Annotated in this window: 18 protein-coding genes; 9 read left to right on the forward strand and 9 right to left on the reverse strand. The window is 69.3% G+C overall.

All coding sequences use genetic code 11. From position 1 onward, the window contains the following. Window positions 1-161 precede the first annotated feature (161 nt). From HV826_RS22210 to HV826_RS22220, 3 genes are all read left to right on the forward strand, one after another. Window positions 162-911 (forward strand): RNA polymerase sigma factor RpoD/SigA, encoded by a 750-nt coding sequence (locus HV826_RS22210; RefSeq protein ID WP_176419010.1) that lies wholly within the window; start codon window positions 162-164, stop codon window positions 909-911. A gap of 97 nt (window positions 912-1,008) precedes the next feature. Continuing rightward, window positions 1,009-1,806, forward strand: coding sequence for a tetratricopeptide repeat protein (locus tag HV826_RS22215; protein WP_176419011.1), 798 nt, complete (start codon window positions 1,009-1,011; stop codon window positions 1,804-1,806). Beyond that, the gene (locus HV826_RS22220) at window positions 1,803-3,665 is read left to right on the forward strand and encodes a long-chain fatty acid--CoA ligase (RefSeq protein ID WP_176419012.1); all 1,863 of its coding nucleotides are present in this window, start codon (window positions 1,803-1,805) and stop codon (window positions 3,663-3,665) included. Before HV826_RS22215 ends, HV826_RS22220 begins: the two co-directional genes overlap by 4 nt. A gap of 126 nt (window positions 3,666-3,791) precedes the next feature. Here the strand turns inward: HV826_RS22220 and tatA are convergent, their stop codons facing one another. Together tatA and HV826_RS22230 are read right to left on the reverse strand one after the other, a co-directional pair. Then, the gene (gene tatA / locus HV826_RS22225) at window positions 3,792-4,040 is read right to left on the reverse strand and encodes a twin-arginine translocase TatA/TatE family subunit (RefSeq protein WP_368670970.1); all 249 of its coding nucleotides are present in this window, start codon (window positions 4,038-4,040) and stop codon (window positions 3,792-3,794) included. Window positions 4,041-4,115: 75 nt separating this feature from the next. Continuing rightward, window positions 4,116-5,141, reverse strand: coding sequence for a HAMP domain-containing sensor histidine kinase (locus HV826_RS22230; protein WP_176419014.1), 1,026 nt, complete (start codon window positions 5,139-5,141; stop codon window positions 4,116-4,118). Window positions 5,142-5,324: 183 nt separating this feature from the next. Between HV826_RS22230 and HV826_RS22235 the strand changes: the two genes are divergently transcribed. The 3 genes from HV826_RS22235 to HV826_RS22245 all read left to right on the forward strand — a co-directional run bounded on the left by HV826_RS22235 (window position 5,325) and on the right by HV826_RS22245 (window position 7,401). Beyond that, window positions 5,325-5,702: a two-component system response regulator gene (locus HV826_RS22235; RefSeq protein WP_176419015.1), complete on the forward strand. Its 378-nt coding sequence runs from the start codon at window positions 5,325-5,327 to the stop codon at window positions 5,700-5,702. Between the two features lie 97 nt (window positions 5,703-5,799). Further along, window positions 5,800-6,123 (forward strand): SCP2 sterol-binding domain-containing protein, encoded by a 324-nt coding sequence (locus HV826_RS22240; protein WP_176419016.1) that lies wholly within the window; start codon window positions 5,800-5,802, stop codon window positions 6,121-6,123. Window positions 6,124-6,228: 105 nt separating this feature from the next. Next, complete coding sequence (locus HV826_RS22245) at window positions 6,229-7,401, forward strand: CaiB/BaiF CoA-transferase family protein (protein ID WP_176419017.1); 1,173 nt, start codon at window positions 6,229-6,231, stop codon at window positions 7,399-7,401. On the opposite strand, the gene HV826_RS22250 is transcribed toward HV826_RS22245, so the two are convergent. From HV826_RS22250 to HV826_RS22265, 4 genes are all read right to left on the reverse strand, one after another. Continuing rightward, window positions 7,367-8,524, reverse strand: a complete 1,158-nt coding sequence (locus HV826_RS22250; RefSeq protein ID WP_176419018.1) for a hypothetical protein — start codon at window positions 8,522-8,524, stop codon at window positions 7,367-7,369. The genes HV826_RS22245 and HV826_RS22250 overlap by 35 nt on opposite strands. Before the next feature lie 106 nt (window positions 8,525-8,630). Continuing rightward, on the reverse strand, window positions 8,631-9,230 hold the full coding sequence (locus HV826_RS22255; RefSeq protein WP_176419019.1) for a MarR family winged helix-turn-helix transcriptional regulator: 600 nt from the start codon (window positions 9,228-9,230) through the stop codon (window positions 8,631-8,633). Next, entirely contained in the window at window positions 9,230-12,370 is a 3,141-nt protein-coding gene (locus tag HV826_RS22260; protein WP_176419020.1) for an efflux RND transporter permease subunit, read from the reverse strand. The genes HV826_RS22255 and HV826_RS22260 overlap by 1 nt, the downstream gene beginning before the upstream one ends. 35 nt (window positions 12,371-12,405) lie before the next feature. Then, window positions 12,406-13,488, reverse strand: coding sequence for an efflux RND transporter periplasmic adaptor subunit (locus HV826_RS22265; RefSeq protein ID WP_176419028.1), 1,083 nt, complete (start codon window positions 13,486-13,488; stop codon window positions 12,406-12,408). Window positions 13,489-13,819: 331 nt separating this feature from the next. On the opposite strand from HV826_RS22265, the gene HV826_RS22270 reads away from it, so the two are divergent. Further along, window positions 13,820-14,959, forward strand: a complete 1,140-nt coding sequence (locus HV826_RS22270) for an acyl-CoA dehydrogenase family protein (RefSeq protein ID WP_176419021.1) — start codon at window positions 13,820-13,822, stop codon at window positions 14,957-14,959. An 8-nt stretch (window positions 14,960-14,967) separates the two neighbouring features. Here the strand turns inward: HV826_RS22270 and dctA are convergent, their stop codons facing one another. The 3 genes from dctA to HV826_RS22285 form a co-directional block, all read right to left on the reverse strand. Further along, the gene (gene dctA, locus HV826_RS22275; RefSeq protein WP_176419022.1) at window positions 14,968-16,257 is read right to left on the reverse strand and encodes a C4-dicarboxylate transporter DctA; all 1,290 of its coding nucleotides are present in this window, start codon (window positions 16,255-16,257) and stop codon (window positions 14,968-14,970) included. Between the two features lie 70 nt (window positions 16,258-16,327). Then, complete coding sequence (locus HV826_RS22280) at window positions 16,328-16,615, reverse strand: hypothetical protein (protein WP_176419023.1); 288 nt, start codon at window positions 16,613-16,615, stop codon at window positions 16,328-16,330. A 60-nt stretch (window positions 16,616-16,675) separates the two neighbouring features. Beyond that, window positions 16,676-17,098, reverse strand: coding sequence for a hypothetical protein (locus tag HV826_RS22285; RefSeq protein ID WP_176419024.1), 423 nt, complete (start codon window positions 17,096-17,098; stop codon window positions 16,676-16,678). Between the two features lie 75 nt (window positions 17,099-17,173). Here HV826_RS22285 and HV826_RS22290 point away from each other — a divergent pair, with 75 nt between their 5' ends. Together HV826_RS22290 and HV826_RS22295 are read left to right on the forward strand one after the other, a co-directional pair. Then, window positions 17,174-17,815 carry an RlmE family RNA methyltransferase gene (locus HV826_RS22290; protein ID WP_176419025.1) on the forward strand — a complete coding sequence of 214 codons (642 nt, stop codon included), beginning with the start codon at window positions 17,174-17,176 and terminating at the stop codon, window positions 17,813-17,815. Window positions 17,816-17,863: 48 nt separating this feature from the next. Then, window positions 17,864-21,410: MG2 domain-containing protein (locus tag HV826_RS22295; RefSeq protein WP_255217352.1), on the forward strand; the 3,547-nt coding region annotated here is incomplete at its 3' end.

Raw genomic sequence — 21,410 nt, forward strand, 5'->3', positions numbered from 1 at the left:
CGGCTTACCGTCCAAGTCATGGGAAGGGCTGGGAATGTCGCTCGAAATGCCGAATCGAACCTGGAATGAGAAACCCTTTCGCTCGTTGCGCGTCTTAGTTCCAGGTGGACGCGAGGCGGCGGAGGAGCGCGCGTCCGGCATCGAACGGAGGACGGGAAATCATGGCCAATTCGACGAAGTACGCAGCGGAGGGCCTGTCGCACTACCTTCGGAACCTGGGCGGGCACCAGCAGCTGACGCGTGAGCAGGAGTACGAGCTCGCGCGCCGCGCCCGCCAGGGTGACGAGTCCGCGCGGCAGACGCTCGCCAGCTCCAATCTGGCCTTCGTTGTCGCCGTGGCGAAGAAGTTCGCCAATCGCGGCGCGCGCCTGGATGACCTCATCCAGGAGGGCAACGTCGGTCTCATGAAGTCGATCGAGCACTTCGATCCGAAGAAGAACGTGCGCTTCGCCACCTACGCCGTGTGGTGGATTCGCGCCTACATCACCCGGTACCTGAAGGACAACCGCAGCCAGGTGCGCGGCGGTGAAGCCGAGCGCGGCAGCATGGTGGACTTCTCGCTGGACGCCACCATCGACGAGGACGGCGAGACGACCTTCCTCGACCGGCTGGAGGACAACGGCCCTTCGCCTCAGCAGGTGTTCCTGTCGCACGAGCAGGACACGGAGATTCAGGAGGCGCTCGCCAAGGTGCGCAAGCGCATCGGTGACCTGGGCTGGGACATCCTCACGGAGCGGCTGACGCAGGACAAGCCGCTGACGCTGGAGGAGCTGGGCCAGCGGTGGGGCGTGTCGCGTGAGCGCGTGCGTCAGGTGGAGCTGAAGACGAAGAACTTCCTCGAGCGCTACCTGCAAGCGTTCAACGAGAACGAGGAGCACCTGGGCGAGCTGACCGCCGACGCGGCGGCATGAGCGGCCCTCCAGGGCGCTTCTCACCTGGGAAGGCGCGTCATCGGGGCGGGACGGACCGGGTCACTCCGGGCCGCTCCCGCCTCTTGTCGTTTGGCGGATGTTTGACCCGCCATGGTTTGCTAGCAGGCAAAAGCGCGTGCTAAGCCCGGCGCTTATGCGCCTGATTTCATTTGCTTTGAGCCTCCTCCTGAGCCTGCCTGCCTGGGGGGCTGAGGCCTCCCTGCTGTCCGAGCTTGACGGGCTGTACGCGAAGCGCGGCGAGCCCGGCGGGGAGAAGGCCTATGAGGGGGCGTTGAAGACGGCGCTGGACGCGGCGCCGGAGGACTACGAGCTGGTCTGGCGCAAGGCGCGCATCCTCCAGTGGCAGGCGGACGGGGCGGCAAGCGAGAAGCTGAAGAAGGTGCTGGGCCGCCAGACGTGGGACTGGGGTGAGAAGGCGGTGAAGCTCAACCCCGGCCGGGTGGAGGGCCACTACTACGCGGCCACCGGCATCGGCGCCTACTCCCAGGCCGTGGGCATCATGAAGGCGCTGGGCGAGGGGCTCGAGGGCAAGTTCAACGAGCGGCTCGACAAGGCCATCCAGCTCGACGCGGACTATGACCGGGGCGCGCCGCTGCTGGCGAAGGGCCGCTACTACTACGAGCTGCCCTGGCCCAAGCGCGACCTGGCGAAGTCCGCCAGCCTCTACGAGAAGGCCATCGCGAAGCACCCGCGGATGCTGCGCGCCTACTACTTCCTGGCGGAGACGCTCCTCAAGGACGGCAAGGCGGAGAAGGCGCGCGAGGCCATCCAGAAGGTGAAGCAAGGCAGCATCGCGTACGACCCGGCGGAGGGGCGGCGCGTGCAGGAGTGGTCCAAGAAGGTCGAAGCCGATATCGAGAAGGAGCTCAGATGAGGGCAGAGAATCAGGTGGCGGTTCCCGCTGCCGCGGGGGGGGATGCGACGCTGGTCCAACTGCTCATCCAGCGCGCGAAGAACGCGTCGACGGTGGGCGCATGCCACAAGAAGGACGGCCGCTGGCAGGACGTCACCTTCGCCCAGTTCCTGGACGAGGTGAAAGCGCTCTCCGCGGGCCTGGTGGCCCAGGGGGTGAAACCCGGGGACCGGGTGGCCATCTTCGCGAACACCAGCCTGCAGTGGCTCATCTGCGACGTGGCCATCAGCGCCGCGCAGGCCATCACCGTCCCCATCTACGCGTCCAACACGCCGGATGAGTGCCGGTACATCCTCAACCACTCCGAGACGACGCTCGTCTTCGTGGACAACGACGAGAAGGACGCCCGGCAGGCAGGCCGGCTCACGCGCCTTCGCCAGAAGCTGGCGGAGTGCCCGGCGCTCCGCCGCATCGTCGCCTTCGAGGGCCCCGTCGCTGGCGGCACCGAGCTGTCGCTCGCCGACGTCGTCGCCCAGGGCCGCACCGAGCACGCGGCCCGTCCGGACGACTTCGACGCGCGGGTGGCGGGCGTATCCACGGAGGACACCGCCTCCATCATCTACACCTCCGGCACCACGGGTGACCCCAAGGGCGTCATCCTCACGCACCGGAACTGGGCCTTCGAGGCCATGGCCGCCCAGTCGGTGGGGATGATGACGCCCGGCGACTCGGTGATGTTGTTCCTGCCGCTGGCGCACGTCTTCGCGCAGGTGGTGAAGGCGGGCTGGCTGAGCATGGGCTACCGGCTCATCGTCGCGGAGTCGGTGGACAAGCTGCTGGCCAACCTGGTGGAGACGCGCCCCACGGTGCTGCCGTCGGTGCCGCGCGTCTTCGAGAAGGTCTACAACAACGTGGTGGCCAACGGCTCGGCCGCCCCGGGCCTCAAGGGCCGGCTCTTCCGCTGGGCCTTCAAGCTGTTCGACGAGTACGTCGAGGCGCGCAGCCAGGGCCGCGAGTACGCCACCCTGGGCTTCGCGCTGGCGAAGAAGCTGGTGTTCTCCAAGGTGCACGCGGCCATCAGCGAGAAGCTGGGCGGCAACATGCGCGTGTTCATCTCCGGCGGCGCGCCCCTGGCCCCGAAGATTGGCTACTTCTTCGACCTGCTGGGCCTCAAGGTGCTGGAGGGTTACGGCCTGACGGAGACGTCCGCCGGCACCACCATCAACCGCGAGCACAAAATCAAGATTGGCAGCGTGGGCTCGCCCCTGCCGGGCATGGAGGTGATGATTGCCTCCGACGGCGAAATCCTCATCCGCGGCCCGTCCGTCATGAAGGGGTACTTCAAGAACCCCGAGGCCACGGCGGAGGCCATCGACGCGGAGCGCTGGTTCCACACCGGGGACATTGGCGAACTGGACGCGGACAACTACCTGCGCATCACCGACCGCAAGAAGGACCTCATCGTCACCGCGGGCGGGAAGAACGTGGCGCCGCAGAACCTGGAGAACGCCCTCAAGACGCACGCCATCATCAGCCAGGCCATGGTGTACGGCGACAAGCGGCCGTACCTGGTGGTGCTCGTCACCGTGTCGGAGGAGGGCGCGCGCAAGCTCCTGCAGGACCAGGGCGCCCCGGTGGGCACCTACGCGGAGAACGCCCGGCGTCCGGAGGTCCACGCGGCGGTGAAGGCCGCGGTGGATCAGCTCAACACGCAGCAGCCGCCCTACGCCACCCTCAAGCGCTTCACCGTGCTGGAGAACGACTTCAGCCAGGAGACGGAGGAGCTGACGCCCAAGCTCAGCGTGAAGCGGAAGGTCTGCACCCGGAAGTACAAGGCGCAGCTCGACCGGATGTACGAAGGCACCGCCGTGGTCGACTGAGGCTCACGCCACACACGGCCAAAAGCGAACGCCCGGCCCACCCCTTGTTCCAGGGGCGGCTCGGGCGTTGCGCGTTTCAGGGCACGGCTCACGTCCTGCCGGGAGCCACGGCCGCCCGGCGGAGGCTCAGACGTGACTGCTGGGCGTCTGGCTCTTGGCGACGTCGTTCTGTACGCCGGAGGCGCTGGAGAGCGAACCCGAGGCCTTCTTGTCCCCGGGGGCCGCCGCCGCATCCTCGCCCTCACCGCCGAAGCCGCGCTTGAAGTTGCGGATCGCACTTCCCAGCGAAGAGCCCAGCTGTGGCAGGCGCGACGCTCCGAACAGGAGCAGTAGCACCCCCATGATCAGCAGGATTTCCATTCCCTTCAAACCCATCATTCGGCTCCTTCGCGAAGACGCCAGGAGCATACCGATGGCCGCCGCCGACCGCTAGCAAGACCGGCGGACGATTCAAGCCTGCATGGTTGCTGGAGAACCGAGCGCCGCGATGGGGGCCTGGGCCAGGGTGAGGAAGAGGGTGCTGCCGCCTCGGTCCGACTCGACGCCCACGCTGCCTCCATGCGCCTCCACCTCCTGCCGGGCCAGGTAGACGCGCAAGGGGTCCTCCAGCCGCTTCTCCCGGAAGGCGCGCTCCTCGCGCTGGAAGACGGCGGCGGCGTCCTCATCCGTCAAGGGCGCCCCGTCCCGGCGGACCTCCACGCGCACCCTGGGCGCGAAGTCGCGGAGGCCCAGGCGGATGACCTCACCCGGCTGGGCGCGGGCCAGCTGGTACTGGATGAAGGACTCCACGGCGTGCTGGATGCGGGCCCCGTCCACGATGACCTCGGGCACCGCCTCCGCCGGCTTCAGGTCCAACACGAGCGCCACCTGGGCCGCCGTGGCCGCGGCGCGTTGCCGCTCCACCGCCGCGTCCAGCAGGGGCAGCAGGGACTGGCGCTCCTGCTCACAGGGCAGGGAGCCCAGGTCCGCCCGGCTGGCGTCGAAGAAGTCCTGTGAGAAGGCCAGCGAGCGGTCCGCGTTGCGGAGGATGGTCTCCAGGCCCCGCTGCACCTTGGCCTCCAGGGGCACGCGGCCGTTGAGCAGCAGGGCCGCGTACGAGCGCACGTTGGCCAGCGAGCCGCGCAAGTCGTGCGACGCCATGGACAGGTAGCGCACCCGCCTGCGCACCCCAGCCTCGTCCCACGCCAGGGGCGAGGTCCACAGCAGCACTGCGCCGTCCTCCAGCGTCTCCTCGCCCGCCATCAGCACCTGGCCGGCCCGCTCCCAGAGGCTCCCGCTGCCGGAGCGCCGCTGGAAGCCCGCCACCGCCATGAGCTCCGGCAGGGAGCCCACGCGGCTGGGGAGCGCCTCCAGCCCCAGCTGCTCCAACAGGGAGCGGCCGAGCAGGCGCGGGCTGCCTCCTCGAGGCAGCAGCAGCAGCCCTGGTGCCGCCATGTCGCCTGCCTTCAGCTCCCCCACGCTCGCCACGTTCCACACCCCCAGTCCATCAGGTCACGGAAAGGGTGGGCAGCGACTGTCGGTTTTGCAACGTGGGACCATGTCTGGCGGCGTGGGCGCATTTTCTTGCGCGGCCGTGTGGGAGGATGGTTGAAGAATCCCAGCGACGCACCTCGGGAGACGGCTCTGACCTTGCACAATGCGCAGCATGCGAGGGCCCCGGTGGTCCTGGTCGTTGATGACGACCCGGACATCCTGGAAGCCCTTTCAGAGATTCTGGAAGCCGAAGGCTTCGAAATCCGCCGGGCGCGGAACGGGAAGGAGGCGTTGGACCGGCTCGAACCCGAACCGCCCAACCTCATCCTGTTGGACCTGATGATGCCGGTGATGGACGGTTGGGAGTTCGCCCAGCGGATGCGGCAGAAGCCACCCGAGGTGGCGCGCATCCCCCTCATCGTCCTGAGCGCGGACCGCAACGTGGGCAGCAAGGCCTCCGACATCGGCGCGGTGGGCCATCTGGCGAAGCCGTTCGAACTCAACGACTTGTTGGACATGGTTCGCCGCTCGCTGAATCCCACCGCCGCGTCCACCAGCGCGTGACAGATGCCGCATCCGTGTCTTGACCTGCCAGGGGGGGCGCCATTACGGTCCCCCTGTCTTTGATTTTCAAATCAACGATCAGGCCAAGGAGTGTGTCGTGAGCGCGAAGGACATCATCGAGAACCAGATTCCGGAGACCCTCAAGGCGAAGCCGGAGCTGGCGAAGGAACTCAACGCCGTCATCGTCTTTGACGTGTCGGGTGAGGGCGGCGGGAAGTGGACGCTGGACGCCACCAAGTCCGAGGGCTGGGTGACGGAAGGTGCGGCCGACAACGCGAAGATGACCATCTCCGTGAGCAACGACGACTTCGTGAAGATTCGCGAGAAGAAGCTCAACGCGCAGATGGCGGCCATGCAGGGCAAGCTGAAGTTCAAGCCCATGGACATGGGCCTCGCGATGAAGCTCGCGAAGCTGCTCTGAGCAGACTCCGCCCGCTGACTTCCGTCGCACGCGGCGCGTCTCCTTCACAGGGGCGCGCCGCGGCCGTTTCCACACCCCTGACGCGCAGCTTCCGAGGAATGTCCCATGTCATCGCTCCCGCTCACTGGCCTGCGCGTGCTGGACCTGTCGCGTCTGCTGCCCGGCCCCTACGCCACCCTGGTGCTGGCCGACCTGGGGGCCACCGTGGACAAGGTGGAGGAGCCGGGGGGCGGGGACCCTGTCCGCCAGATGCCGCCCCTGCGGGACGACGTCAGCGGCCTGTTCTACGGCCTCAACCGGAACAAGCGCTCCCTGACGCTGAACCTGAAGCAGCCCGAGGGCCGCGAGGCGCTGAAGCGGCTGGCGCGCCACTACGACGTGCTGGTGGAGAGCTTCCGGCCCGGTGTCATGGACAAGCTGGGCGTGGGCGAGTCCGTGCTGCGCGCGGAGAACCCCCGGCTCATCTACTGCGCCATCTCCGGCTACGGGCAGACGGGGCCGGACCGGCTGAAGGCGGGGCACGACTTGAACTACGCGGCCCGCGCCGGCCTGCTGGGCTACGGCGGTGAGTCCGGCGGCGCGCCCGCCTTTCCCGGCGTGCAGATGGGCGACATTGGCGGCGGCAGCCTCTTCGCGCTGGTGGGCATCCTGGCGGCGCTGCACGAGCGCGAGCGCACGGGGCAGGGGCGCTTCGTGGACGTGTCCATGACGGACGGCGCGCTGGCCTTCCTGCACATGCACCTGGCGTCGCGCCTCTACATGGGGACGGAGGGTGCCGCCCTTCAGCGGGGCACGGAGGCGCTCAACGGGGGCTACGCGTGCTACGGCCTGTACCGCACGTCGGATGACCGGTGGCTCGCGGTGGGCGCGCTGGAGCCCAAGTTCTTCGCGGGCGTGTGTGAGCGGCTGGGGTGTCCGGAGCTGCTGGAGGACGCCTACGCCCCGGGCGAGCCCGGCGCGCGCGTGAAGGCGGAGCTGACGCGCCTGTTCGCCGAGCACCCGCTGGCGTACTGGCAGGAGCGCTTCGCGGGCTCCGACCTCTGCATCGAGCCGGTGGCGGAGGGGGACGACGTGCTGAAGGACGCGCAGCTCCAGTCGCGAGGCCTCTTCGTGGAGGCGGAGGACGCGGTGCTGGGCCGCGAGGTGACGCACCTGCTGACGCCGCTGCGCATGGGCGAGACGCCGCTGCGCGCGCCGCCCGCGTTGGGGCAGCACTCGCGGGAGATTCTGGAGGAGGCGGGCTTCACCGCGCAGGAACTCGCGCGGCTGGGGCACTGACGGCGGGCGTGCGCCACAGGGCCTCGCCGTGCGCGGCGTGGCAGGTGTCGCCCAGCAAATCCAGCGCGAGCTGCGGCTGCCGCTCGGCCAGCGCCTGCCACCCGTCGAAGGCGCCACCGGCGTCCAGCCGGCGCACGGTGTGCTCCAGCGCCGTGCGCGCCCGCTCCACCGTCTGCTGCTGGGCCTTCGTGGGGCGCCACCCGGTGTCGTCGCGGTAGCGTCCGAGCGTCTCCAGCAGGTGGCCCTGGAACTTCAACATCTGCACCAGCAAGGGCAGCCGGTGCGCGAACGGCGCGTTGACCAGGGCCGCCTCGTACTGCCTTCCTTCGGAGTCCAGCCGGTACAGCAGCACGTCCACCTGCGCGTCCAGCCGCTTGCGCCACGCCTTGCGCACGGAGGCGTGCCGGGCCCAGCCCGCCACGGCCTGGAAGTAGTGAAGCCCGCCGCACGGGTGGGCGTAGATGCCCTGCTTGCGCTTGGGGACCTGCGGTTTCCCCTCGCGCATCGCCACGGCCAGCTCGGCCTGGGCGGCCTCCAGCCTGGCGAGCGCGTCCCGCATCACCGCGTCGATGTGGACCGTCATGCCCTCGCTGTTGCGGAACGTGGCGCCGGGCTCCAGCGCCAGGGACAGGGCGTCCAGCGCCCAGGCGCCCTCGGGACTGACCCCGAGCGATGGGCGGAAGTCGAGCTGCAGCTGCTTCACCAGCGCCTGCACCATGACGGGGCCCCAGGACGCGTTGAAGCGGTGGCGCACCGGGTAGCCCGCGTGCAGCAGGCCCTTGAGCTGCAGGGCCGGGTGAGGCTCCACCGGCGTGCCGTTGGCGGTTCGGGTGTCGAAGTAGAGCCGCTGCGCGGCGGCGGGGGAGGTGGACGGGGGCGGTGTCCGGCGCAGGTAGCGCGCGATGATGGCGTCCGCCGCGGGCTGGCCGTCGCGGGTGCGGAAGTCCCGGCCGTCCAGCGCCAGGCCATGGGCCAGCGCCCAGGGATTGTCGGGCGTGGACGCCCACTGCCTGCACCGGGAGGCCAGCAGCGAGGCCACGTCGGGTGGGGAGGCCGCGCGGGCGGGGGCGGCTGCGCCCAGGCCCACGGCGAGGCTCACGAGGAGGATGGCGGTCATCGTCATGCGGTGTGCATCCGGGGAAGCGCATGCGCACGGTCGCGCCAGCGACACCCGCGGCGTCTTGCGCGCGCCGGCCCGAACCATGGGCCGGCGCGCGAGAGGAAAACGCTCAGCTCGTCTGGGAGTCGCGGTTGGCCGATTCCGCCTCGGCCGTCAGCCGCGCCAGCATCCGCTCCAGGATGCCGAACACGGCGTCGCGGTCATCGGAGCTCATCAGGCTCAGCACGCGCCGCAGGCTCGCGTCCAGGCCCCGGTCGATGCGAGCGAAGACGCTGCTGCCCTGCTCGGTGAGGCGCACGACGACAGCGCGCCGGTCCTCCACGTCGCGGGTCCGCTCCACCAGGCCCATGCTCTCCAGGCGGTCCACCACGCCGGTGATGGTCTTCCGGGTGATGCCCACCCGCAGGGCCAGGACGCCCACCTGCACCGGGCCGTCGTTCCCCAGCCACGACAACGCATGCATCTGCGTGGGCGTGAGCTGGAGGTCCTCGCAGATGCCCGCCAGCGGGTTCTTCAGGGAGCGGTAGCGGCTGAACTCAATCAGCAGCTCGTGGAGGCGCCGCGACTCGGGCGTGGAGGCTCCGACGTCTTCCTCCAGCAGACCGTGGCTCTCCTCGGAGCCACCGTCCTCGGGAAGGTCCTGGCCCTCCGCGCCCGGGTCGCCTCGCCGATTCGCGAGCGCGGCCGGCCTGTCATCCGGCCGCCGCATCAGGCGGTCTCCACCCGGGCCGCGGCGGCCACGGAAGGCGCTTCAGCGCCGTGCTTCGGACCCACCGCGTGCGGCGTGCCGGAGGTCGCGTCCGGACCCTTGCGCCGCTTGAACTTCTCGGTGAGCTGATCCATCAGCGAATACACCACCGGCACCACGCCCAGGGTGAGGAACGTGGACGTCACCAGCCCGCCGATGATGGTGATGGCCATGGGCGCGCGCGTCTCCGCGCCGTCACCCTTGGCGATCGCCACCGGAATCATGCCGGCGATCATCGCGATGGTCGTCATCAGGATGGGACGCAGCCGCACGGGCGCCGCCTGGAGCAGGGCCTCCGTCGCCGTCTTGCCTTCCTCACGCAGCTGCAGCGTGAAGTCCACCAGGAGGATGCCGTTCTTCACCACCAGTCCCATGAGCATGATGATGCCGATGAGGGCGAACATCGACATGGCCTGACCGGTGACGAGCAGCCCGCCAATGGCGCCGATGAGGGCGAAGGGCAGCGACATCATGATGGTGAAGGGGTGGATGAAGCTCTCGAACTGCGCCGCCAGAATCATGTAGATGAGGATGATGCCCAGCAGCAGGGCGGAGCCGAAGGCCGCCACGGCCTTGCCCATCTCCTTCGCGTTACCCTCGAAGTCGTAGATGACCGTCTTGGGCAGCTCCTTCTCCGCGTACGCGTTGAGGAAGTTGATGCCGTCGCTCAGCGCGTAGCCCGAGGCCAGGTTCGCCAGCAGGGTGATTTGCCGCTTCTGCGACTCGCGGTCGATCTGCACAGGGCCGTCCGCCGGGGTGATGGTCGCGATGTTGCGCAGCTCCACCAGCTGGCCCGTGGTGCTGCGCACGGTCAGCTTGCCCAGCGCGTCGGCGGAGGCCAGCGTCCGCGACGGCAGGGCCACCTTGATTTCGTACGTCTCGCCACCCTCGCGGTAGTCGCCGAACTTGTCGCGCCCCAGGAAGGCGCGCAGCGTGGCACCCAGCGAGGCCGCCGGAACGCCCAGGCTGGCCGCGCGCTCGCGGTCCACCTTCACGTCGTACTGCGGCTTGCCAGAGCGGAACGTCATGTCCACGTCCACCAGGCCCGGGTTCTGGCGCATGGCGGCCTGCACCTTGTCGGCGGACTTCACCACCTCGTCCCAGTCGTCACCGCGGATGTTGAACTGGATCTGCTGGGTGCGGGCGCCGCCTCCGCCCACGGCCGAGATGTCCTGCACCGTGACGCTGACGCCGCTGCGAGGCTTGACGGCGCCGCGCAGGTACGTCTTCAGCTCGCCCTGGTTGAAGGCGCGGTCCTTCAGCGGCACCAGGTTGATGAGCAGCTCACCCTTGTGCACCTCCTCCTGCACGCCGCCACCGGCGGTGGCGAAGGTGGAGTCGATGCCGGGCAGGGCGCGGACCTGCGCGTCCAGCGCGTCGAGCTCCGCCTGCGTCTCCTGCAGCGTGGAGCCGATGGGCAGCTCCACCGCCAGCTTGATGTTGCCGTTGTCCTGCTCCGGGATGAACGTGAACTTCAGGAAGCCGGCCATGAAGAGGGTGAGGAAGAGCACCGCCACGGCGACCACCAGGGTGATGGCCCGGTGCCGCAGGATGCTGGCCAGGATGTTCCGGTAGCCCGTCTCCGTGGCGACCAGCACCTTCTCCACCGCCGCGGAGATGCCCGTGGGGCTGCCATGGTGGCTCAGCATGCGCGACGACAGCATGGGCGTGAGCGTCATGGACACGGCGTAGGAGATGAGCACCGCCACGGCCACCGTGACGCCGAACTGGTAGAAGAACATGCCCATCGTCCCGTCCATGAAGGCCACGGGGATGAACACGGCGACGATGGCGAGCGTCACGGCGAACACCGCGAGCGCGATCTGCCCGGTGCCCACGAGCGCCGCCTCCATGGGCGTCTTTCCCTCTTCCAGGTGACGGACGATGTTCTCGATGACCACGATGGCGTCGTCGATGAGCAGGCCGATGGACAGCGTCAGCGCCAGCATCGTGACGATGTTGAACGTGAAGCCCAGGGCCGCCATGACGGCGAAGGTGCCGACGACGGACACCGGCAGCGCGATGGCGGCCACCAGCGTGGAGTTCAGGTTGCGCAGGAACACCAGCACGATGAGCACCGCCAGGAAGCCACCGAGCACCAGGTCGAACTGCACCGCGGCGATGGACGAGCGGATGAACCGCGAGTTGTCCGTCACCATCTCCGTGCGCACGCCCTCGGGCAGCAGGCTGTTGACCTCGCCCAGGGACTCCTTGATGGACTCGGCCACCTGCACCGTGTTGGAGCCGGACTGCTTGCGCACCACCAGCGCCACGGCGTTGCGGTCACCGCTCTTGGCGCTGGAGCGCGCCTCTTCCGGACCGTCCACCACGTCGGCCACGTCACGCACGCGCACCGGCGCGCCGTTGGGACTGGCGATGATGATGTTGCGCAGCTCGTCCACGCTCTTGGCCTCGGACGTCAGGCGCACCACGCGCTCACGGCCGCTGTCCATGGTGCGGCCACCCGGGACGTCCAGGTTCTGCGCCCGCACGGCCTGGCTCACGTCGCTGACGGCCAGCCCGAAGCCCCTCAGCCGCTCCGGATCCACGACGACCTGGATTTCGCGCTCGCGGCCACCGACCACGTCGATGCTGCCCACGCCCGGCTGACGCTGCAGGGCCGGCTTCACCACGTCCTCGGCGACGCGCGTCATCTCTTCGATGGGGAGCGCGCCGGACAGCGACAGCGTCATGATGGGCGCCGCGCCGATGTCGAACTTCTCCACCACCGGCGTCTCGATCTCCGCCGGCAGCTTGCTCAGCGTGGCCTGGACGCGGTCACGCACGTCCTGGGACGCCACGTCCACCTTGGTGTCCAGGGTGAAGCGGACGACGATCTGGGACACGCTCTCCAGGTTGATGGAGCGCAGCTGCTCCACGCCGTTGAGGGTGTTGAGCGCCTCCTCCAGCGGGTCACTGACGTTCTTCTCCATCGACTCCGGGTCCGCGCCGGGCAGCACCGTGGTGACGGTGACGACGGGGAACTCGACGTCGGGGAACTGGTCCACGCCGATGCGTGGGTAGGCATTGACGCCAAAAACGACCACCGCGAGCATCAGCATCGCGGTGAACACAGGGCGGGTAATGAATGTCTTGAGCATTCAGGGGCTCCGAAGTTGAAATGGGCGGGCAGGCGTCACTGCACTACGCGGACGGCCGTGCCCTCCTTCACGTCCAGGGAGGAGTCGGCGAGCACGCGCTCGTCGACCGCCAGGCCCTGGAGGATGCGGACGTAACCAGGCAGCACTCGCTCGACGCGCACATCCCGCTTGCGCACCGTGCCGTCCTGCACCACCCACACGAAGCCCTCCTGCCCCCGGGCGCTGACGGCCTGGGTGGGGAGGAAGAGGCCCTTGTCGTCGGCCTCGCCCGCGCTCGAGAAGTCCAGCTCCACCAGGGCGCCGGGACGCAGCGCCGTGGAAGGCTCGCCGACCACGTCCGCCAGCACCTCCACCGTGCGGTTGGAGGCGTCCACCACCGCGCCCACGACGGACACCTGCACGTCGAAGCGCGCGCCGCTGGGGCTCAACGTGCCCTGCGTCTTGCTGCCCACGCGGACCTTGTCCACCACGGACTCGGGGACCTGCGCGCGCACCTCCAGCCCCGTCGTGTCGACGATGCTGAACACGGGCGTGGAGGGCGTCATCGCCACCGAGTCACCGATGTTCTTCGTGCGGGCCGTGATGACGCCGTCGAAGGGGGCGGTGATGGAGTGGTCGCGCAGCATCTCCTCCGCCAGCCGCAGCCCGGCGGCGGCCTGGGCGGCCTGGGCGGCGGCCTGCTTCTGGCCAATCACGGCCTGATCCAACCCCGCGGCGGCCACCCCGCCGGACTCCGCCACCCTCCGGGTGCGCTCCAGGGAGGACGTGGCCAGCTCCAGCGCCGCGTCCGCCGCCTGCTTCACGGCGCGCGCCTGCTCCACGCTGATGGCGACGTTGGAGGCGTCCAGCACCGCCAGCACCTGGCCCTTCTTCACCTTGTCGCCCACCCGCACGTTCATCTTCGCGATGGTGCCGGTCGCCTGGGGCCCCAGGACCGCCTCGTTCTTCGAGCGGATCTGCCCCGTCACGCGGGTGACGTCGGCGCTCAGCTCCGTGGCCGGAGTGATGGCGCGCACACCCAACGCCGCGGGACCCGTCTGCTCGGGGAGGGCCGGCTTGTTGCTGGCCTTGCCACAGCCCGTCGTCACCACCGCTGCCACTGCCGCGGCCATCCACATGCGTCGAATCACGGTCGTCCTGCTCCTGCCGGTCGCGGGGCGCTTGTCCCCTGGGAGACACTTCCGGGCCGGCTTCTACATGGAAAGTCTGCGGCCCGGAAACTACAGCCTCTGAACTGTCTGTCAAGAGGATACTCCGGAGTACGGACTATCTTCTCCCCGGCACGTCTAACGGCCGTCCGCCGAGCGGGCAGGAGAAAATGACACGACGCGGTGCGTTCGTCCCCTGGCCTCGGGGAGGGGCGCGGTGTGCCTGGGCGGCGGTGCTTGTGGCACCTGGGGGCCCCTGTTATTGATTCCAGAATCAATCCTTTTGCATCAAGGACTCCCCATGCCCCACCCGTTCACCGAGGAACACGAGGCCTTCCGCAACACGGTGCGCAGCTTCGTGGAGAAGGAGATGACGCCGCACGGCCTGGAGTGGGACCGGGCGGGCCTCTTCCCCAAGGAGCTGTTCCGCAAGGCGGGGGAGCTGGGCTTCCTGGGCATCAGCCACGACCCGAAGTACGGCGGCAGCGGGCTGGACTACTGGTACGTGACGGTGTTCGCGGAGGAGCTGAGCCGCAGCCTCAACGCGGGCGTGAACATGGCGCTGCTGGTGCAGAGCCAGATGGCCACGCCCATCATCAACGAGATTGGAACGGACGAGCAGAAGCGCGAGTTCCTGGAGCCGGCGCTCAAGGGCGAGAAGATCGCCGCGCTGGGCGTGAGCGAGCCGAGCTGCGGCTCGGACGTGGCCAGCATCAGGACGACGGCGCGCCGGGACGGGGATGACTACGTCATCAACGGCTCGAAGATGTGGATCACCAACGGCACGCGGGCGGACTTCATCACCCTGGCGGTGCGCACGGGCGAGGCCGGCTACGGCGGCATCTCCCTGGTGACGTTCCCCACGGACGTGAAGGGCTTCGGCGTCTCCAAGAAGCTGGACAAGGTGGGCAACCTGTCCTCGGACACCGCCGTCCTCTACTTCGAGGACTGCCGGATCCCTGCCCGCTACGTGCTGGGCGAGGAGAACGAGGGCTTCTACCACATCATGACCAACTTCCAGGGTGAGCGCCTGGTGGGCGCCATCACCACGGTGGCGGGCATGGAGCGGATGATGGAGGACTCCATCCAGTACGGCAACGAGCGCGAGGCCTTCGGCCGGCCGCTGATGAAGTTCCAGGTGTGGCGCCACAAGTTCGTGGAGCACCTGACGGCCATCGAAGCGGCCAAGCGGTTGACGTACCACGCGGTGGACCTCTTCGACCGGAAGGAGAACCCGGTGAAGGAGGTCTCCATGGCGAAGCTGTTCGCGGGCGACCTGGCCCAGCGCGTGGCCTACGACTGCCAGCAGTTCTACGGCGGCATGGGCTACGTGGAGGAGACGTCCATCGCCCGCATGTGGCGCGACGTGCGCCTCATCACCATCGGCGGTGGCACCTCCGAGGTGATGAAGGAGATCATCTCCAAGCTCTACGGCTTCTGAGCGCGCGCTCAGGCGCCGTGGCCCAGGCTCAGCCCTTCCAGGGGCTTGGGCCCGCTGTCGAGCGCGGCGTGCATGACGGTGTCGTCACGCACGCCCTCCCACCTGGCCACCACCAGCGTCGCCACCGTGTTGCCGATGACGTTGGTGATGGCCCGGGCCTCGGACATGAAGCGGTCCACGCCCAGCAGCAGCGCCACGCCTTCCACGGGCACCTTGCCGTTGAGCGCCGCCAGCGTGGCCATCAGCGTGATGAAGCCCGAACCCGTCACGCCCGCGGCGCCCTTCGACGTGAGCAGCAGCACGCCCAGCAGGGTGAGCTCCTCGCCCAGCGTGAGGTCCACGTTCACCGCCTGGGCGATGAAGATGGCCGCCATCGTCAGGTAGATGCACGTCCCATCCAGGTTGAACGAGTACCCGGTGGGCAGCACCAGCCCCACGGCGCCCCGGTCGCAGCCCAGCGTCTCCAACCGCTTGAGCAGCCGGGGCAGCGCGGACTCCGATGACGACGTCCCCAGCACCAGCAAGAGCTCGCTGCGCATGTAGCGCAGCAGCTTCCACAGCGAGAAGCCGGACAGCCGCGCCACCAGCCCCAGCACCACGAAGACGAAGAGGGCGCAGGTGACGTAGACGGCGATGAGCAGCCGGCCCAATGAGCTGAGCGCTTCGACGCCGAACTTGCCCACGGTGAAGGCCATGGCGCCGAAGGCGCCCAGCGGCGCCAGCTTCATGATCATCCCGACGATGCCGAAGAAGACCTGCGCCAGGTCATCCGACAAGTCGAGCACGCGCTGGCCCATGGGCCCCAGGCGGGTGAGCGCCACGCCCGTCAGCACGGCGATGAGCAGCACCTGGAGCAGCTTCCCCTCGGTGAAGGCCGACAGGAAGTCATGCGGGATGATGTCCAGGAGGAAGGGGATGGTGCCCTGCTGCGACGCGGACGCGCGGTACTGGGTGATGCCAGAGGTGTCGATCTGCGCCGGGTCGATGTTCATCCCCACGCCGGGCTTCAGGGTGTTCACCACCACCAGGCCCACGACGAGCGCCAGCGTCGTGAGGACCTCGAAGTAGATGAGCGCCTTGAGGCCGATGCGGCCCACGTGCTTGAGGTCGCCCATCTTCGCGATGCCCGCGACGATGGTGAGGAAGATGACCGGTGCGATGATCATCTTCACCAGCTTGATGAAGCCGTCGCCCAGCGGCTTCATGGACTCGCCCAGGTCCGGCCGCAGCCAGCCGAGGAGGACGCCCACGGTGATGGCCAGCAGCACCTGGACGTACAGATTCTTCAACCACCGCATCCGCACCCCGCTCTCAGGAGGCCGCGGACTATAGCGCCCCGCCGCGGGGCTTCGTTGGCGGCGGGCCGCGTCACTTCTTGCGGAACAGCGCCTCCGCGGCGCTCAGCAGGGCGTCCCGGCTCTCCTTTTCATGGAGGCCGCCCTCGCCAATCTGGAACAGCTCACAGAAGTTGGCGCCGTCCTTGTCCTTGGGCACCTCGGCGAAGGGCTCCTTGCACTCCTTCGCCACGCCCAGGTCGAAGTGACGGCAGTTGCGGCAGGAGCGGATGTCCTCGCCGCAGTGGGGGCAATCATCACGCCGGCCCACCTGGTTCGCGATGATGTCCAGCCGGTGTCCACAGTGCGCGCAGCCGGGCATGGCCTCCTCCATGAAACGGGGACGCCATTGTGCCAGCGGGCCACGCCCCGCGGCGAGCGCTCAGCGCTGCGGGCTGGGCATCAACGCCTGGACGGGCTCCGGGGAGTCGGGCTCCCGTGCGGCGGCTCCGTGCGCTCCGCTGCCCGTGGCATCGAGCAGCTGGTCGTTCAGCCGCTTGAGGAGGAACAGGAGGTACGCGCAGACGGTGGCCAGCGAAGCGACCAGCACGCCCAGCAGCATCCCGCGCTGCCACACGTGCGCCTTCTCCAGGATGGCCCGGCGCTCCGCGAACGTCTTCAGCTGGGCATCCGCCGCGGCGCCGTCGAACCGGGCCGCGTAGTCCTCCGCCTGGGCGGTGCCGCGCTCCATCAGCCACTGGCCCTGCACCTGGAGGGCGTCCGCGCGGGTATAGCAGTAGGCGGCGCCCCCAGCCGACAGCAGGGAGATGCACAGCGCCGTCATCACGCTCCGGGTCGTGCCCATCCAACGTCCTCCGGACTGGCCGTTGCACGGGTAGTGACACCCGCGACTGCTCCAGCTTCCCGAAGACAGTAGCGGATGCTAGGGAGCCCCCCTGACATGGGCAAGCCCTACCGTCCTAAAGACCACTATTTCCAGAAGGCCAAGCAAGAAGGCCTGCGGGCACGTTCGGCCTTCAAGGTCGATGAACTCATCAAGCGCTTCCCCATGGTGAAGAAAGGGCACGTCGTGCTCGACCTGGGGGCGGCGCCCGGAGGTTTCCTTCAGATATTGGCGGACGCCGTGGGGCCGAAGGGCCGCGTCATCGGCGTGGACATCGTCGCCATCCGTCCCTTCAGCCAGCCCTTCGTGCAGACGGCGGTGCTGGACGTGCTCGCGGACGACTTCGACGCGAAGTTGACCGAACTCCATGCCGGCCCCTTCGACGCCGTCATCTCCGACATGGCCCCCAAGACGAGTGGCATCAAGGCCACCGACGAGGCGCGCAGCCTGCGGCTGGCGGGCAAGGCGCTGGAGCTGGCCGCAGCGCGGGGCCGGCCCGGCTCGTCCTTCGTGGCCAAGGTCTTCATGGGCCGGGACTTCGAGGACTTCCGCGACCAGATCCGCGCCCTCTTCGAAGAGGTGAAGGTGGTCCGGCCGGAGGCGACGCGCGGCGCCAGCATGGAGGTCTACCTGGTGGGGCTTCGCCGCCGTGCGCCAGAGGCCCCGGAGGCGAACTGACGTTCATTGTGGAACGTTCGGGTGTCCAGCTGTGTCTAGAGTGCCGACATGCACCGGACCCCCTGGACCCGCGCACCCTTCGTTCGCTTCTGGTTGTTCGCCCTGCTGCTGCTGACCTCGCCCGCGCTGGGGCAGGGCAAGGCGCCGCCTTCGTGGAAGGCCATCGACGCGATGGTCGAAGCGCAGAAGCTGGAGGCCGCCGCGCAGGCCGCCGAGGCCCGCCTGGCGCAGGCGAAGGCCAAGGGCGACGAGGCCGAGTGGACGCGCGCGCTGGTGCGCACGGTGCAACTTCGCACGGGCCTGCATGGCTACGAGACGGCGGTGCGCTTCCTGCGCGAGCAGCCCTGGCCCAAGGGCACGCTGCCTCGCGCCACGCTGAACCTCTTCTACGCGAACGCGCTCGTCACCTACGCGCAGGCCTACGGCTGGGAGGTGCGCCAGCGCGAGTCCGTGGCCTCCTCCGGGCCGGTGGACCTCAAGGCGTGGACCTACGCGGAGATTCTCGCCGAGGCCCAGCGGGCCCACGAGGAGGTGTGGAAGCAGCGGCAGCAGCTCGGCGGTGAGCCCCTCAAGGCGCTGGCCGAATACGTGAAGCCCAACACCTACCCGGCGGGGCTGCGCTCCACGCTGCGGGATGCCGTGTCGTACCTGCGCGTGTCCCTGCTGGCGGACAGCTCGCACTGGCCGCCCGAGCAGGCCAATGAGGTGTACCGCCTGGACCTGGGCACGCTCCTGGAGGGGACGCCCAAGGTGACGCTGACGGACCCCGGCGTGCATCCGCTGATGAAGGTGGTGGCGGTGCTCGGGGACCTGGAGGCGTGGCATCAGGGCGCGGGGCGGCGCGAGTCGGCGCTGGAGGCCCGCCTGCAGCGCTACGCGGTGCTGCACCAGCACTTCACGGACGCGGCGGACCGGACCCGCATCCGGCGGCACCTGGCCGCCTTGCTGCCCGCGTTCCGCGACGTGCCCTGGTCGACCATGGGGCAGGCCCAGCTCGCGGAGCTGGAGCGAGCGGCGGACCACGCCGTGCGTGCCCATGCGCTGGCGAAGGCGTGCGCGGCCACGCACCCCAAGTCCCTGGGAGCCGGGCGCTGCCGCGTGCTCATGGCCGCCCTTGAGGCGCCCGAGTTCAGCATGGGGGCCCTGGCGTCGGACGGGCCGCGCCGCCGCTCGGTCGAGGTCACCCACCGCAACGTGTCCATGCTGCACTTTCGCGCGTACTCCATTGACCTGGAGAAGCGGCTGACCCAGGTGAATGACTACAACCTCATGCCGGAGGGCGCGCCGCTGAAGGCCCTGGTGAAGGGCCAGCGTCCGGTGGCCACCTGGAGTGTTCCGCTGCCGAAGACGGAGGACTTCCGGGAGCACCGCACCTTCGTCACGCCGCCGCTCACGGACCGGGGGACGTACGTCATCATGGCCTCCGCCCACGAGGACTTCCGCGCGACGAACAACCGCATCATCGCGGTGTACCTGACGGTGACGCCTTGGGTGATGGTCGCGCGGCCCTCGAAGGGGAGCCTGCTGGAGGTGCGGCTGGTGGACGGGGACACCGGCGAGCCCGTCCCGAAGGTTCCGTTGCGCCTCATCCGCGTCGACTACGGGAAGGGCTTCAAGGAGGCGGCGCGCATCCTCTCGGACGCGGACGGCGCGGCCACCTTCGACTCGGTTCCGGGCGAGGGCTACCGCAACTTCGTCCTGGTGGCCGGCGCCGGGCGGGACGCGCTGCTGCACCCAGGCCAGGTGCCGTTCTACGTGCGCTATCCGCGCGCGGACACCGATTCGGCGCTCGTCTTCACCGACCGCGCGGTGTACCGGCCCCAGCAGAAGGTCCTGTGGAAGGCGGTGGCCTTCCACGGACAGGGTGAGCAGGCGCGCTACAAGACGCTGGCGGGCCGCACGCTCCAGGTGACGCTGGTCGACCCGAACCACCAGGTGGTGGAGTCCCGGGAGGTCCGCACCAACGACTTCGGCTCCGCCGCGGGCGAGTTCACGATTCCCACCGGACGGATGCTGGGGGCGTGGGCCGTGCGCGTGAACGCGGGCGGCCGCGCGGGGATTCGCGTGGAGGAGTACAAGCGGCCCACCTTCGAGGTGACGCTGAAGGACGCGAAGGCGCAGCTGCGCCTCAACCGGCCCGCGACGTTCCAGGGCGAAGCCCGCTACTACTTCGGCATGCCGGTGACGTCCGGCGCCGTGCGGTGGCGTGCGTACCGCGAGCCGGTGCTGCCCTGGTGGTGGTGGGGCCCGCGGTCCGGGGCCTCGCAGCGGCAGGTGGTGGCGACAGGCACGTCGCCGCTGGGCGCGGACGGGGGCTTCACCATCGGCTTCACGCCGGAGGCGGACGAGCGGTCCTCGGCCACGCCGGGGCTGACGTGGAGCTACCGCATCGAAGCAGACGCGACGGACGAGGGTGGCGAGACGCGCTCGGCCAGCCGGGCCTTCCGGCTGGGCTTCGTCGCCGTGGAGGCGCGCGTGGACCTGGACACGGGGTTCCTCCGTGAGGGCGTCGCGGCCGAGGTCCGGCTGACGCGCTCCACGCTGGACGGCGCGCCGCAGCCGGGCGCGGGCACGTGGCGGCTGGTGGCGCTGAAGCAGCCCGCGCAGCCCCTGCTGCCCGCCGATGAGCCCTACAGCCTGTCGGAGTACAAGGACCCCGAGGCGGTGTTCACGCCCACGCCTGGAGACGCGCTGCGTCCCCGGTGGTTCGGGTCGTATGCGCCGGAGTCCACCCTCCGCGCCTGGGCGGACGGGGCCGAGCAGGCGACGGGCTCGGTGCGGCACGACACCGAGGGCCTGGCCGTGCTGAAGCTGCCGTCGCTCAAGGCGGGCGCGTACCGGCTGCACTACGAGACGACGGACGCGTTCGGTCAGACGTACACCGTGGGGCGCGAGCTGCTGGTGGCCGGGAAGACGACGCCCCTCGCGGTGCCCGCGATGCTGGTGGCCGAGCGGGAGACGGCGCGGGTGGGCGAGGTGGTGCGGCTGATGGCCGTCTCGGGCTTCAAGGGACAGCCGCTGCTGCTCGACATCTACCAGGGAGAGCGGCGCATCTCCCGGCGCACGCTCACCGCGGGCCAGTCCTCCGGGGTGGTGGAGGTGCCGGTGACGGCGGAGCTGCGCGGCGGCTTCACCGTCGCGCTGTCCACGGTGCGTGACTACCAGTTCCTGCTCTTCTCGAAGTCCATCTTCGTGCCCTGGGACGACAAGGAGCTGCAGCTGGAGTTCGCCACCTTCCGCGACACGCTGCGGCCGGGCGCGAAGGAGACGTGGCGCGTGACGGTGCGCGGGCCGAAGGGCGCGAAGGTGGAGGCGGGCACGGCGGAGCTGCTCGCGTACATGTATGACCAGTCGCTGGATTTGTTCGCGAAGCAGACGCCGCCCAGCGTGGCGTCGCTGTATCCCCAGCGGCATGCCTACGTGGACCTGCGGCCGTCGGTGCGCCTGAGCGACACCCGGTGGGTGGTGAACACGCGGTATGGCGAGGTGCCGAGCTGGTCATCGCCCGAGCCTGACGCCTTGCGCTTCGAGGAGGCCTTTGGCGTCGGCGGCCCGGGCGGGCGGAGGCTGCGGCAGATGGTGCGCGGTGGGATGG

This window comes from Myxococcus sp. AM010, assembly GCF_013372585.1.
Taxonomy (GTDB): Bacteria; Myxococcota; Myxococcia; order Myxococcales; family Myxococcaceae; genus Myxococcus; species Myxococcus vastator.

Bases quoted from the DNA above. Each gene is read 5' to 3' on its own strand.
- HV826_RS22280 (WP_176419023.1), bottom strand. From the start codon at position 16,615: ATGCCCGGCTGCGCGCACTGTGGACACCGGCTGGACATCATCGCGAAC.
- HV826_RS22255 (WP_176419019.1), bottom strand. From the start codon at position 9,230: ATGCGGCGGCCGGATGACAGGCCGGCCGCGCTCGCGAATCGGCGAGGC.
- HV826_RS22215 (WP_176419011.1), top strand. From the start codon at position 1,009: ATGTTTGACCCGCCATGGTTTGCTAGCAGGCAAAAGCGCGTGCTAAGC.
- HV826_RS22220 (WP_176419012.1), top strand. From the start codon at position 1,803: ATGAGGGCAGAGAATCAGGTGGCGGTTCCCGCTGCCGCGGGGGGGGAT.
- HV826_RS22270 (WP_176419021.1), top strand. From the start codon at position 13,820: ATGCCCCACCCGTTCACCGAGGAACACGAGGCCTTCCGCAACACGGTG.
- HV826_RS22245 (WP_176419017.1), top strand. From the start codon at position 6,229: ATGTCATCGCTCCCGCTCACTGGCCTGCGCGTGCTGGACCTGTCGCGT.
- HV826_RS22290 (WP_176419025.1), top strand. From the start codon at position 17,174: ATGCTAGGGAGCCCCCCTGACATGGGCAAGCCCTACCGTCCTAAAGAC.
- dctA (WP_176419022.1), bottom strand. From the start codon at position 16,257: ATGCGGTGGTTGAAGAATCTGTACGTCCAGGTGCTGCTGGCCATCACC.
- HV826_RS22285 (WP_176419024.1), bottom strand. From the start codon at position 17,098: ATGGGCACGACCCGGAGCGTGATGACGGCGCTGTGCATCTCCCTGCTG.
- HV826_RS22250 (WP_176419018.1), bottom strand. From the start codon at position 8,524: ATGACGATGACCGCCATCCTCCTCGTGAGCCTCGCCGTGGGCCTGGGC.
- HV826_RS22265 (WP_176419028.1), bottom strand. From the start codon at position 13,488: ATGTGGATGGCCGCGGCAGTGGCAGCGGTGGTGACGACGGGCTGTGGC.
- tatA (WP_368670970.1), bottom strand. From the start codon at position 4,040: ATGGGTTTGAAGGGAATGGAAATCCTGCTGATCATGGGGGTGCTACTG.
- HV826_RS22210 (WP_176419010.1), top strand. From the start codon at position 162: ATGGCCAATTCGACGAAGTACGCAGCGGAGGGCCTGTCGCACTACCTT.
- HV826_RS22260 (WP_176419020.1), bottom strand. From the start codon at position 12,370: ATGCTCAAGACATTCATTACCCGCCCTGTGTTCACCGCGATGCTGATG.